Raw genomic sequence first — 12277 nt, 5'->3', positions numbered from 1 at the left:
ATAACCCACAGGGGAGAAAGGGCCGGGGAGTGTCCACCTGGTGAACACTCGTTTCCCCGGCTGATTCGCCGTAACCGGAAGATGACCGTACGTGTGTCTGGGGAGCTGGTTCACAGATGGCAACAGGCCTCATCCGCTACTGGGCGGCGGCCAAGGACGCGGCGGGGGTCGCCGAGGAGTCCTTCGAGGCGGCCACTCTCGCGGAGTTGATGACCAAAATCACATCGGGTCGCGAGAAGCTCGCGCAGGTGGCGCGCCGGTCGTCGTTCCTGGTGAACGGCGACCCGGTGGGCAGGCGCCCGCACGACAGCGTCGTCCTCCCGGACGGCGCGACGATCGAGGTGCTCCCTCCCTTCGCGGGCGGGTGACCTCTTCGCGTTCTCCCGGCGGACTCTCCGGACCGGCTCTCCCGGCCGGCTCCGGTACGGGCACCGGGCTGTCCGCGGCGGAACCCGTGCCCGTCTGCGCCGGAACCGTGCCCGCCTGCCGCGGGGCACACCGCGGGGCACACGTTGTGTCCGGCCGGGTGCTACCGTCCCGGCGGCGTTTCGGACAAGATTGCCGGGGGATGTGCCGCGCGTGGTTCCGCCCTCCGAGCCGGTCTGCGACCAGGGAGTCAGATGCGCAAGCTGATCGCTTTTCTGATCCTGCTTCTCATTTTCGTCGCGGTCCTCGACCGGGTCGCCGTCACCGGAGCCCAGCGCGAGATCGCCACGCGTGCCACGGCCAAGTACGACCTCGAAGCCTCGCCCGAGGTGACCATCGAGGGCATCCCGTTCCTGACCCAGGCGATCAGCGGCCGCTACGAGGAGGTCAAGGTCGACGCCGGGCCGATGACCGTGGCCGGCATCCGGCTGTCGAGCGTCGACTTCACGCTCCACGACGTCGTCGCGCCGCTGGAGGACCTGGTGCTGAATCCCCAGCGGCTCGACATGCGGGCCGGGCGGGTGAGCGGCGCGGTGGTGGTCCCGGTCGAGACGCTCAACGAGCGGGCGCCGCAGGGGATCGAGATCAGCGTCGACGGCGGGAGGCTCAACGTCACCGGGGAGATCACCGTGCTGGGGCGGAAGGTGCCGGTGAAGGCGACCATGCGGGCCGAGATCGTCGAAGGCGGCCTGCAGTTCGTCCCCGAGGACGTGAAGCTGAACGGCGGCGTGTCCGTGCCGCAGCCCGAGCGGTTCATCGCCTACCGCATCCCGATCAAGAACCTGCCGTTCGACCTCAAGGTGACCGACGTGCGGCCCGTCGCCGGCGGCGTCAGGATCTCGGGCGAGGCCACGGACGTCCCGCTCCGGAGTTGACCCGGTCCCGTGTCTGAACCGACCCGCCCCTTCATACGTCGTGAGGATGTGAGCCAAGCCGGAACCGCAGACGAGCAGCTTGTCAGAGCGCTCTTCGACGAACACGGCGGGCCACTCTACGGCTACGTCCTGCGGCTGACGGGGGACCCGGGGAGAGCGGAGGATGTCGTGCAGGAGACGCTGCTGCGGGCCTGGCGCCATCCGGACGCGCTCGCCGGCCGCTCCATCCGCGCGTGGTTGTTCACGGTGGCCCGCAACCTCGTCGTCGACCAGCACCGGGCGCGCAGGTCACGTCCCCCGGAGACCGGGGACGAGGCGCTCGCCGTGGTGCCCGCCGACGACGAACTGGAGCGGGCCGTGGAGTCGTGGGCCGTCGCCGAGGCGTTGGCCACGCTCCGCCCGGAGCACCGTGAGGTGCTCGCCGAGGTGTACTACCAGGGGAAGTCGGTCAAGGAGGCCGCCGAGGCGCTCGGCATCCCCGCCGGAACGGTGAAGTCGCGCACGTATTACGCCCTGCGGGCGCTCAAGCTGGCGCTGGAGGAGCGGGGGCTCGCGCCATGATGATGACCTGTGACGAAACGCGGATGTCGCTCGGCGTCTACGCGCTCGGCGCGCTCGACCCGGAGGAGCGGGTGCTCGTCGAGGCGCATCTCGCTGAGTGCGCCGGCTGCCGGGCGGAGCTTGAGGAGCTGAGCGGGGTCACCGCGTTCCTCGGGCGGGTGTCGGAGGACGATGTGGCGCAGGCGGTGAGCCCGCCCGCGGCGGTGCTCGACCGGCTGCTGCTCGACGCCAGGACCAGACGGCGCCGGGTGACCCGGCTGATGCTCTCCCTGGCCGCCTCGGTCGCGCTGCTCGGGCTGGGCGGCGGCGTCGTGTGGACCGTCGTCCGATCCGACCAGGGTTCCCTCTCGACGGCCGCCTCCCCCGCCATGGACGGGGGTGGCCAGGAAGGGAACAGCGCGCTGTCGACCGAGGCGGCGCCGTCGCCGCCGTCGCCGCTGGCGCCGTCGGCGGGGGCCAGGGCCGGCAAGGAGGCCGGGGAGGATCCGCAGCTGATGCTCGACGCCCCGCCCGTGTACAAGGGGAGCGACGGCACAGGCAGGGTCCGCGCGACGGTGACCGCCTTCCCCGGCCAGGGGGCGACCACGGTCAAGGTCGTGCTCTCCGGCGTCGCCAAGGGCACCCGCTGCCGGCTGGTCGTGGTCGGGACCGACGGGTCTCGGGAGACGGCCGGGAACTGGACCGTGGACCGGGCCGCCTACGACGCGTCCGGGGCCTTCACCGGGACCACGACGATCCCGCCCGACGGCATCGCGTCCTTCGAGATCACCACTGCCGGCGGCCGGGTGCTGCTGACCGTCCCGGTCAGGTGACGCCGGTGCCGCCCGGGAGTGCGGGCGGGGCAGGTGACGCCGGTGCCCGGGGGGCGGGCGGCCGGTGTCGTGACGTCCGCCCGGAGGTACGGGCGGCCGGTCGCGGGCCGGTGCCGTGACGTCCTTGTGAGGGGCGCGGCATCGGCACCGCGGCGCCGGCGTCGGCTCCGGTGTCGGCTCCGCCACCGCCACCGCCACCGGCTTCGGCGTCGGTACCGCCACCGGCGCCGTCACCGGCAGGGCGGGGAATGGCGAGGCGGGGGACGCGCGTTGTCGTGGTCCGTGACCGGTTCGACGGTGGTGCTCGTCACGCTCGCCCTGGCCACGCTCGTCGGCGTGGTGATGCGGTGGCGTGGCGGGGTGCCGCGCGAGGTGAGGGGTGACGTGGAGCGGCTCACGTCCGGCGACATCCAGGCCGAGCTCGGCGAGCGGGCCACGCTCGTGCAGTTCTCCAGCGCCTTCTGCCAGCCGTGCCGGGCGACCCGGCGGGTCCTCGGCGAGGTGGCGGCGATGGTGCCGGGGGTGGCGCACGTGGAGATCGACGCGGAGGCGCGGCTCGACCTCGTCCGGACGCTGAACATCCTGCGGACCCCCACGGTCCTCGTCCTCGACGCGTCGGGGCGGGTGGTCCGTCGTGCCTCCGGCCAGCCCAGGAAGGCCGACGTGATCGGAGCCCTCGGCCAGGCGGTCGGAGAGTGAGCCGGGCACCCTACCGGTTCGTGAGCGTTGCCGTCTCAGAAACTGGACAGGGATGTGACAGATGACGGAACGCCGGGGTAATGTCATCGACATGAACTCCACGACAGAGCTGCTCACCAAGCGGCGCGCGGTCGACTTCTGCCGCGTGACCACCGCGCTCTGTCGCGCTTCCTAAAGGGCGATCTCAAGCGGCCCCGGGCCGCACCGATCTGCACAACCCTTCAGGAGCATCACGCGATGCAAGCCGATCCCAGAGCTCTGCGCTTCGGCGCGAGCGTGACCACCGTCGCTCTCGCGATCGTCCTGGTCACCGGCGGCACGTGGCTGCTGGCCCTGCAGGCCGCGGTCTTCGCGCTCGGCGTCTTCGGCGCCTCACCGTACGGGATGATTTTCAAAGGGATAGTGAAGAGCCCTCTCAGGGAAACGGAGGACGCCACCCCGCCGCGCTTCGCGCAGGGGGTCGGCCTCGTCTTCGCCCTGGTGGGCTTGGTCGGATACGTGACACAGACAACGCCGCTGGCCCTCGGCGCCACCGCGGCGGCGCTCTTCGCCGCCTTCCTCAACGCCGCGTTCGGCTTCTGCCTCGGCTGCGAGATGTACCTGATCGCTCGCCGTCTACTACCCGCCGCAAGATGATCCTGGAGGATCCGAAAGATGAGCCGTTCCGCCGTCCTGGTCGACGCCGAATGGGTCGAGGCCAACCTCGACACCCCCGGTGTCGTCCTCGTTGAAGTGGACGAGGACGCCAGCGCCTATGACAAGGGCCACATCCGTGGCGCCGTGAAGATCGACTGGAGGCAGGACCTGCAGGACCCGGTCCGCCGTGACTTCGTCGACCGCGAGGGCTTCGAGGCGCTGCTGTCCGGCCGCGGGATCGCCAACGACGACACCGTGGTCCTCTACGGTGGCAACAACAACTGGTTCGCCGCCTACGCGTACTGGTACTTCAAGCTCTACGGCCACGAGAACGTCAAGCTTCTCGACGGCGGCCGCAAGAAGTGGGAGCTCGACTCCCGCGAGCTGGTCAAGGACGTCCCGGCCCGCCCCGCCACCGAGTACCGGGCCAAGGACCAGGACGCCTCCATCCGCGCCTTCCGCGACGACGTGCTCGCCGCGATCGGCAAGCTGAACCTGGTCGACGTGCGCTCGCCCGACGAGTTCACCGGCAAGCTGGTCGCCCCGGCGCACCTTCCGCAGGAGCAGGCGCAGCGCGCGGGCCACGTGCCCACCGCCCGCAGCATCCCGTGGTCCAAGGCCGCCAACGACGACGGCACCTTCAAGTCCGACGAGGAGCTCAAGGCCCTCTACGAGGCCGCGGGCGTCGACTTCGGCAAGGACACCATCGCCTACTGCCGCATCGGGGAGCGTTCGGCGCACACATGGTTCGTGCTGCACGAGCTCCTCGACCAGGCCAACGTCAAGAACTACGACGGATCGTGGACCGAGTACGGCTCGCTCGTGGGCGTGCCGATCGAACTGGGAGAGGCTCGCTAATGACTCAGGGATGCGCTGCTCCGGAGCAGACCATTGCTCTTCCGGCCGGTATCGACCTGGCGAACCAGGCCGTCATCCAGGGGGTGGTGTCCGGCGCCGGCACGGCCTACGCCCGCCTGCTCGACCACTCCGGTGAGTTCACCGGCGAGGTCGTGGTGTCCGAAGAGGGGATCTTCCGCTTCTTCGCCGGCCCCGGCGACTGGACCGTCCGTATCATCGCGGGCGGCGGCGTCACCAAGGACATCCCGGCCCAGGCCCGCCTGGGTGAGGTCACCCAGCTCTCCGTGAGCGTCTGACCCGCCGCACCGGCCATGGTCGCCTGACGCGTCACACGTGAAGGACCGGCTCTCCCCGGGGAGAGCCGGTCCTTTCGCTTCCGCGTCGTTTCCGCGTGGCCGTGCCGCCTCCGGTTCCGGGGACGGCGTTGCGGGTCTCCCCGGTCAGCCGATCCGGCTCTCCACCCGCCTGACGGCCTCGGCGTAGGACGGTTCCGGCGACATCGCCGCGGCCAGCCGGAGGTGGGGCAGGGCCTCCGGGTGGCGGTTGGCGCGTTCGAGGGTCCTGCCGAGCAGGAACCGGGCGTAGTGGTCGCCGGGTGCGTTCTCCAGCAGCGACTCCAGCGTCTGCCGGGCCCGGCCCAGCTGGGCCGAGCCGAAGTAGGCGCGGGCGGCCAGCAGCCGGACGGACGGGTCGTCGCCGTGCTCGGCCAGCAGCGGCTCCAGCGTCCGCAGCGCACCCAGGGGGTCGCGGACGCCCAGCAGCGACTCGGCCTGCCGCAACAGCCTGACCTCGTCGGGCAGCTCGCGCGGCGGGGCGGCGTGCCGCACCAGGTCCGCGAGGACCTCGGGCGACTGCGCGCCGGCGACGGCCGTCTCACCCACCACGAAGGTCGGCGAGGTGGCCACGCCGAGAGCCTTGCCGCGCAGGAGCTGGGAACGGACCCCGGCCGCACCCTCGCCGCGGTCGAGCGCCCCGGCCACGCCGTCCAGGCCCGCCTCGGCGGCGAGCGCCGCCAGCGTCGCCCGGTCGCCGATGTCGGCACCCTCGACGAAGTGGGCGTGCAGGATCCGCTCGACGACCGTCCCCTGCAGGGCCGCGCCGCCGCGCTCGTACGCGAGCGCGGCCACCCGGTGCGCGTCGAAGGTGTTCACCCGCCACACCGAGCCCCGGCCCGGCCCTCCGGAACCGGAGGCGCAGGCGCGCAGGGCACCTTCGGCGACCGGGTCGCGCAGCGCCTCCTCCAGTGGCTCGGACGGGGTCGGAGCCATCGGGTCGATGACGTACGGGCACCAGACGATCTCCACGTCCTCACCGAACCCGGCCTCCTCCATGCGCCGCTTGCCGATGTAGGCCCACGGGCAGGTCATGTCGGCCCAGACTTCCATGCGCTTCATGGCCGGTGTAACAAACGGCACATGTCGTTTATTCGACGGCTGTCGTCTAGCCTTGCCGACATGGCCGAAGACGATCCCCGGGTCCGGCGGACCCGAACCCGGCTGCGTTCCGCGGTCCGGGAACTGGCCGCCACCCGCGACCCCGACTCGATCACCGTCGCGGAGATCGCCCAGCGGGCGGAGGTGAACCGGGCGACGGTCTACGTCCACTACCGCGACCGTGACGACCTCGTCCTGGACGCGATGGAGACGGCGGTCGGCGAGCTGGCCGCCGACGCCGCGCGCTGCCCCTACCGGGAACCGGGGCCCGTGCCCGCGGCGCTGGTCGCCCTGTTCGGGCACGTGGGTGCGCGGGCCCCGCTCTACCGGCGGATGCTCGGCCCCTACGGCAGCGCCCGCTTCTGCGCCAGGCTCCGCGAGGCGCTGGTCGCCGGGCTGCGGGTCCCCTTCGGGGCGGGTTCCCGTCCTCCGGGCCACGACGACGTGCCGCCGGAGATCCACGCCCACCACGTGGCGGGCGCGCTGATCGGTGTCATCACGTACTGGCTGGAGGAGCAACCACCCCGCCCGGCGGGGGAGATCGCCGCGGCGGCCTGGAGCCTGATCGGCTCCGGCCGGTGAGGCGGACGGCGGCTCCCGTCCCGTCCGGCTCATCCACCTCTCAAACGGTGAGGAACATGGGGAAAATGCAGTGGATTGCCGGGAACATTGCCCGAATAGGAGGTCCAACTCTTACGCTGTCTCCGAGGCGGACGAGGGCCCGACGGCGGAGGTTCCGTGGCGGACGTGCATCCTGAGCATGCGCAGCTCCAGGCGGACCGGATCTACCTGGGCTGGCAGTACGCCCTGCTACACCCCGACCCGGGGCCGCCGCCCAGACGCCCCTCGCCCGTCGAGCACCCCGCCGAACCGGTCGACCCCGAGTGGGTGCGCCGGGAGCGGCTCAACGAGGACCTGCTGAACCACCCGGTCAGGATCTTCCGTACGTTCATGGCGGTGCTCGGCGCGCTGATCCTCGTCCTCGGCGTCACCGGGCTGCTGAGCTGGTCCTTCGCCGCGGCCGGGCTGGTCGCCTCCGGCGGCGTCGCGGCGTTCTGCAGCTACGCGGTCCGCCAGGGCGACCGGGCGGTCCGCCACCGGATCATGGAACGTGAGGAGGCGGCGCGGCGCCGGCGCGAGGAGCGGGAGAAGGAGTTGTTCCGTGCCCAGGAGGAACACGCCGCCCGCTACCGGGAGTGGGCCGACCGCAAGGAACGCTTCGACCGCCAGCTCACCTGGTACGCGGTGGCCGTGCCCGACGAGATCGACCGGATCGACGTGGCCGGCGGCACCCTGCCCGGCTGGTCGGCGCTGATCACCCTGCTCGGCGCGACCCGGCTCTACAGCGGCGGCCACCTGACGGTGCTCGACCTGTCCGAGGGGGCGGTCGCCAAGGACCTGATCGAGCTGGCCCGCAGGGGCGGCGACGACCCGCTGGTCTGGGTGCTCCCGGTCGACCTGCCCCGCCTCGACCTGGGCGCCACGCTGGCCCCGGAGGCGTTCGCCGACGTCCTGGCACACGTGGTGAGCGTCAGCGAGGAGCACCGCACGACCAGGGACCTGTCGTTCGACAACGCGATCCTGGAACGGGTCCTGGAGGTCCTCGGCGAGAGCGCCACGATCAACCAGGTCACCGCCGCGCTGCGTGCCCTGGCCCAGGTCGGGGACCCGCGTGAGGACCTCGGCTCCGGCCTGATCACCGCCGCACAGCTGGACCGGCTCGGCACCCTGTTCGGCCGCGGTGTCAGCGACCGGGTGGTGATCGAACGCGCGTGGGCGTTGGAGTCGCAGCTGCGCAAGCTGGAGACCCTCGGCTCGGAGGCGGTCCGGCTGCCGCCCGCGCGCCTGCGGGTGGTGTCGATGGACCGGCAGGCCGGCGTGTTCGGCAACCGCGTCCTCGGCACGTACGTGGCGACCGCGCTCACCCACATCCTGCGCCAGTCGCCCGCCTCCGAACGGCCCTGGTACCACACGATCATCGTCGCGGGCGCGGACAAGCTCCGCGGTGACGTGCTCGACCGGCTGATGGACGCCTGCGAGACGTCCAGGACCGGGCTGGTGCTCACCTACCGCTCGCTCACCCCGACCGTGCGGGAGCGGCTGGGCCGCGGCCACGCGGCGGTGGCGTTCATGCGGCTGGGCAACGCCGAGGACGCCCGGGTCGCCAGCGAGCACGTCGGCACCGAGCACCGGCTGGAGCTCGCCCAGCTCACCGAGACGATCAGCGCGGCGGGGGCGGGCATCGACGGCGGCTACGTCTCCACGGTCGGCCACGCGGAGGAGGGCGACGACGACCGCGACACGGGCCGTACGGACCTCAAGGAGGACATCACCTCCTCCACCGAGTGGGGGCGTCGCGCGAGCAAGGCGCTGGGCGAGACGGAGCGGGTGTTGCACCGCTCCAGGGAGTTCCTCGTCGAGCCGCACCAGCTCCAGCAGCTGCCCACCACCTCGGTGATCGTCACCGACGCCACCGCGCAGGGCCGCAGGGTTCGCCTGGCGGACGCGAACCCGGCCATACTCACCTTCCCCAAGACGACCCTGGGGGAGTTCGACGAGATCAGGGACGCCGTGCTCGACCACCCCCAGGAGCAGGAGAAGGCGGAGCCGCGCGAGCCGAGCCCGTTCGAGGACGCGCCGCCCAACCTCGGCCCGCCCCCGGCCCGGCTCGACTGGCGCCGGCGCCGGTGACGGCCGTTCCGGCCGGGCTCGCCGGACACCCCGCGCGGTCCCGGCGGGGGAGGAACGTCCCGGGGGCCACGCCGCCGGCGGCGCCAACGGATCGCCCGTTTGTGGTAAGGGGATGGTCAATGCGGATGTGCGATCCCCCGGCCAGGTTCGACCGTGGTCGCGGGGGTGACCCGCCCCCGATTCCCCGTCGGCCGGTACGGCTGAGCGATCAGTGAAGCGTCAACCCACCGGCCTGGAGCCGGGTCCCCCGGGTGGAGACCAAATGCAGCCAAGTGTGTCCCGTCCGCCCCATGCGCTGACCGGTCCCTGGTACAGAATCCAGGCGATCACGGCGCCCTCGCGCAGCGCGTCCGCCGAGTGGGACTTCGTCACGGTCCTGCCCGCCGTGCTCTCCGCGGCGCAGCGCAAGCGGCCCTTCGTGGCGGGCTGGCTCTCCCGGGGCTCGGGCGCCCCGCTGGAGCTGATCACCAACGCGGGACCGCTGACTCCGCCGCGTCCGCCGCGCAGGGCGGCCACCGAGGCCGACCCCACCCCCGGCGGTCCCGAGCCGCTGCTGTTCCCCGCCGGCGCCCGGGGCGTCCGGATCGGCGACGAGTGGCTGCGTGACCTGTCCGACCTCGCCTGGACCGTCTGCCCGGGGCGTCAGGCACCACCGCTCGGCGGTCGCCGCGAGCCGGACGCCGACGGGGTCATGCGGCCCACGCTTTTCGAGTCGACACTGGTCACCCTCATGTCCCGGCCGTTCGCCTGGCTGGTGGTCGCCGAGCAGACCGACCTGCTGGACGCCGAGATCACCCACCTGCGCACCCAGCTCAACGTGCTCAGGCAGTACGGCGACGCCTCCGAGCGTTCCCGCTACGACGCCGAACGGGCCGAGCGGCGCATGCAGGAGCTGGACGCCTTCCGCGAGGCCGGGCTCTGGAACGTGCGGGTGCTGGCCGGGGCGGCCGGGCCTGAGGAACTGCGCCAGATCGCCCCGGTGCTGGTCGGCTCCGCCGAGATGAGCCACCACCCCTATCGCCTGCGCAGCGCGCTGTCCGGACCGGTGCACGGCTTCTCCGAGGCTCTGGTGACGACCCTGCAGGATCCGGCGGACGGCGCCGCCGCCCCGTTCGCGGCCACCGCCGGTGCCCTCGCCGCGCTCGCCGGGCTGCCGCACCGGGAGGTGCCGGGGGTCCGGGTGCTCGACGCGGGTTTCTTCGACGTGACCAGCGAGGCCGACACCGTGCCCGGTGAGCCGGCCGTCGAGCTGGGGGCGATCCTCGACGGGCAGGACAGGCCCGTCGGCGCGTTCAGGATCCCGCTCACCACCCTCAACAGGCACGCGTTCGTCACCGGCGCCACCGGCTCCGGCAAGTCCCAGACCGTCAGGCACCTGCTGGAGCAGCTCACCGGCGCGGGCGTCCCGTGGCTGGCCATCGAGCCCGCCAAGTCCGAGTACGCCGCGATGGGCGGCCGGATCGAGCACCTGGCCCCGGTGACCGTGATCAACCCGTCGGCACCGGAGAGCGTGCCGTTCAGTGTCAACCCGCTGGCCCCGGAGCCCGGCTACCCGGTCCAGGCGCACATCGACATGGTCCGGGCACTGTTCATGGCCGCCTTCGACGCCGAGGAGCCGTTCCCGCAGATCATGTCACTCGCCCTGCAACGGGTCTACGAGGCCAACGGCTGGGACGTGGTCACCGGCTGGGCGGCGCCCGGGGCGGCGGTGCGACCCGCCGTGCCGACCCTCGAACAGCTCCAGCGGCACGCGATGGACGTGATCAAGGAGATCGGCTACGGCCGGGAGGTCCAGGCCGACGTGGAGGGCTTCATCTCGCTGCGGCTGCGGTCACTGCGGGTCGGCTCCGCGGGCCGGTTCTTCGAGGGCGGCCACCCCGCCGACATCGGCGACCTGCTCCAGCGCAACGTGGTGCTCGCGATCGAGGACGTCGCCAACGACGAGGACAAGGCGTTCCTGATGGGCACGCTGATCATCCGGATCGTGGAGCACCTGCGGATGCGCGCCAGGAAGGAGCGGAGCAGCGGGCTCCGGCACGTCATCGTGATCGAGGAGGCGCACCGGCTGCTCCGCGACCGCGGAGCCGGCCGGGCCAGTACGCACGCCGTCGAACTCCTGGCGGGCATGCTCGCGGAGATCCGCGCGTACGGGGAGGGCATCGTGGTGGCGGAACAGATCCCCACGAAGCTCGTCTCCGACGTCGTGAAGAACACCGCTCTGAAGGTCGTGCACCGGCTCCCGGCCGAGGACGACCGCAGACTGGTCGGGGCGGCGACGAACCTGAGCGAGGAGCAGTCGCGGCAGGTGGTCTCGCTGCCGCCGGGCGTGGCCGCGGTCTTCGCCGACGGCATGGACCGGCCGCTGCGGATCCAGGTGCCGCTGGGTGAGGAGCGCGAGCGGCTGCTCCCCGGCCACACGCCGCCCATCTGCGGGCGCCGTTCGGCGGCGTGCGGGAACGAGTGCCGCGGCGGCAGGGCGTGCACGCTGGTCGAGCTGCGTGAGGCCGACCTGCTCGCCGCCGCGCCGGAGTGGGCCTGGATGCGTATCTGGACCGACACCCTGGTGCTCGCCTTCTGCACCAACCGGCCGGTGCCCGGGGTGCCGAGGGCACTCGCCGACCTGTGGGCGGAGCTCCCGCCGCGTCGGCGCGAGTGCCTGCTGGCCACGGCGGTCGAACGGAGCGTGGGGCGCCGCGCGTGGTCGCTGCGGACCGTCGGTGATCCGGCCAAGCTGACCGAGCAGGTCGCCAAGACCGCCACCCGGCTGCTCGGCCCCGACCGGGACCCCGGTGAACGCCCGGGACCCACCTGGGTCATCCCGCAGGTGCGGTGGCTGCACGAGGTGGACCGGCTCTTCCCGCACGGCCGGCCCGCACCCAACCCGCGCAGCCCGGCACCGGGCATGGAGTACGCCCTGTTCAACCGTCCCCCGGCGGGGGGTGCGGAGTTGCTGGGCCACCGGGTCAAGGCCCTGCGCCACCACCCGCTGTCCATGGAGGTCGACCGGAACCGGGAACTGGCCTGGCGGGTGATCCTCGGCGACGACGAGCGGGAGGACGTGGAGCGCGACGTCCTCACCGTCACGGTCGGCGTCGACCCCGCCGAACGGCTCCGGTACGTGGCCCAGCTGATGGGGGCGGGGTGGCTGGAGACCGTGCTGTCGTGGCCGCACCGGTTCGTGCTGCCGTTCGACGCCGGTTCGCCGGAGCCCGCGGAGCTGGCATTCGCCGAACAGTGACACCACCGCCCGCCTGTCCGTTCGGTCACCTGCCCGTTCGCCTGCCTG

13 protein-coding genes are annotated in these 12277 nt (G+C 72.4%); 12 read left to right on the top strand and 1 reads right to left on the bottom strand.

Annotation, left to right across the window (positions count from 1 at the left end; translation table 11 throughout):
- Positions 1-116: 116 nt before the first annotated feature.
- From F4562_RS13920 to F4562_RS13885, 9 genes are all read left to right on the top strand, one after another.
- Positions 117-368: a MoaD/ThiS family protein gene (locus tag F4562_RS13920; RefSeq protein WP_184537897.1), complete on the top strand. Its 252-nt coding sequence runs from the start codon at positions 117-119 to the stop codon at positions 366-368.
- A gap of 252 nt (positions 369-620) precedes the next feature.
- Positions 621-1301 carry an LmeA family phospholipid-binding protein gene (locus F4562_RS13915; RefSeq protein WP_184537899.1) on the top strand — a complete coding sequence of 227 codons (681 nt, stop codon included), beginning with the start codon at positions 621-623 and terminating at the stop codon, positions 1299-1301.
- A 48-nt stretch (positions 1302-1349) separates the two neighbouring features.
- Positions 1350-1862: a sigma-70 family RNA polymerase sigma factor gene (locus F4562_RS13910; RefSeq protein ID WP_184537901.1), complete on the top strand. Its 513-nt coding sequence runs from the start codon at positions 1350-1352 to the stop codon at positions 1860-1862.
- On the top strand, positions 1859-2674 hold the full coding sequence (locus tag F4562_RS13905) for an anti-sigma factor family protein (protein ID WP_184537903.1): 816 nt from the start codon (positions 1859-1861) through the stop codon (positions 2672-2674). Before F4562_RS13910 ends, F4562_RS13905 begins: the two co-directional genes overlap by 4 nt.
- Before the next feature lie 342 nt (positions 2675-3016).
- A complete protein-coding gene (locus F4562_RS13900; RefSeq protein ID WP_221206287.1) occupies positions 3017-3373 on the top strand; it encodes a TlpA family protein disulfide reductase in 357 nt (118 codons plus the stop codon).
- Between the two features lie 61 nt (positions 3374-3434).
- Entirely contained in the window at positions 3435-3548 is a 114-nt protein-coding gene (locus F4562_RS36315; RefSeq protein ID WP_311733811.1) for a putative leader peptide, read from the top strand.
- A 62-nt stretch (positions 3549-3610) separates the two neighbouring features.
- Positions 3611-4009 (top strand): DUF4395 domain-containing protein, encoded by a 399-nt coding sequence (locus F4562_RS13895; protein WP_184537907.1) that lies wholly within the window; start codon positions 3611-3613, stop codon positions 4007-4009.
- 18 nt (positions 4010-4027) lie between these two features.
- The gene (locus F4562_RS13890) at positions 4028-4867 is read left to right on the top strand and encodes a sulfurtransferase (protein WP_184537909.1); all 840 of its coding nucleotides are present in this window, start codon (positions 4028-4030) and stop codon (positions 4865-4867) included.
- The gene (locus tag F4562_RS13885; protein WP_184537910.1) at positions 4867-5163 is read left to right on the top strand and encodes a DUF1416 domain-containing protein; all 297 of its coding nucleotides are present in this window, start codon (positions 4867-4869) and stop codon (positions 5161-5163) included. Before F4562_RS13890 ends, F4562_RS13885 begins: the two co-directional genes overlap by 1 nt.
- A 144-nt stretch (positions 5164-5307) precedes the next feature.
- Here the strand turns inward: F4562_RS13885 and F4562_RS13880 are convergent, their stop codons facing one another.
- On the bottom strand, positions 5308-6261 hold the full coding sequence (locus F4562_RS13880) for a DsbA family protein (protein WP_184537912.1): 954 nt from the start codon (positions 6259-6261) through the stop codon (positions 5308-5310).
- 60 nt (positions 6262-6321) lie between these two features.
- Between F4562_RS13880 and F4562_RS13875 the strand changes: the two genes are divergently transcribed.
- From F4562_RS13875 to F4562_RS13865, 3 genes are all read left to right on the top strand, one after another.
- A complete protein-coding gene (locus F4562_RS13875; protein ID WP_184537914.1) occupies positions 6322-6882 on the top strand; it encodes a TetR/AcrR family transcriptional regulator in 561 nt (186 codons plus the stop codon).
- Positions 6883-7047: 165 nt separating this feature from the next.
- Positions 7048-8991 (top strand): hypothetical protein, encoded by a 1944-nt coding sequence (locus F4562_RS13870; protein ID WP_311733812.1) that lies wholly within the window; start codon positions 7048-7050, stop codon positions 8989-8991.
- 262 nt (positions 8992-9253) lie between these two features.
- Positions 9254-12229 (top strand): ATP-binding protein, encoded by a 2976-nt coding sequence (locus tag F4562_RS13865; RefSeq protein WP_184537918.1) that lies wholly within the window; start codon positions 9254-9256, stop codon positions 12227-12229.
- Positions 12230-12277: the final 48 nt, after the last annotated feature.

Source organism: Streptosporangium becharense (genome assembly GCF_014204985.1).
Lineage (GTDB): Bacteria > Actinomycetota > Actinomycetes > Streptosporangiales > Streptosporangiaceae > Streptosporangium > Streptosporangium becharense.
The sequence above is the reverse complement of the archived record's forward strand: the minus strand, read 5'-3'. Positions and strand labels throughout refer to the sequence as shown.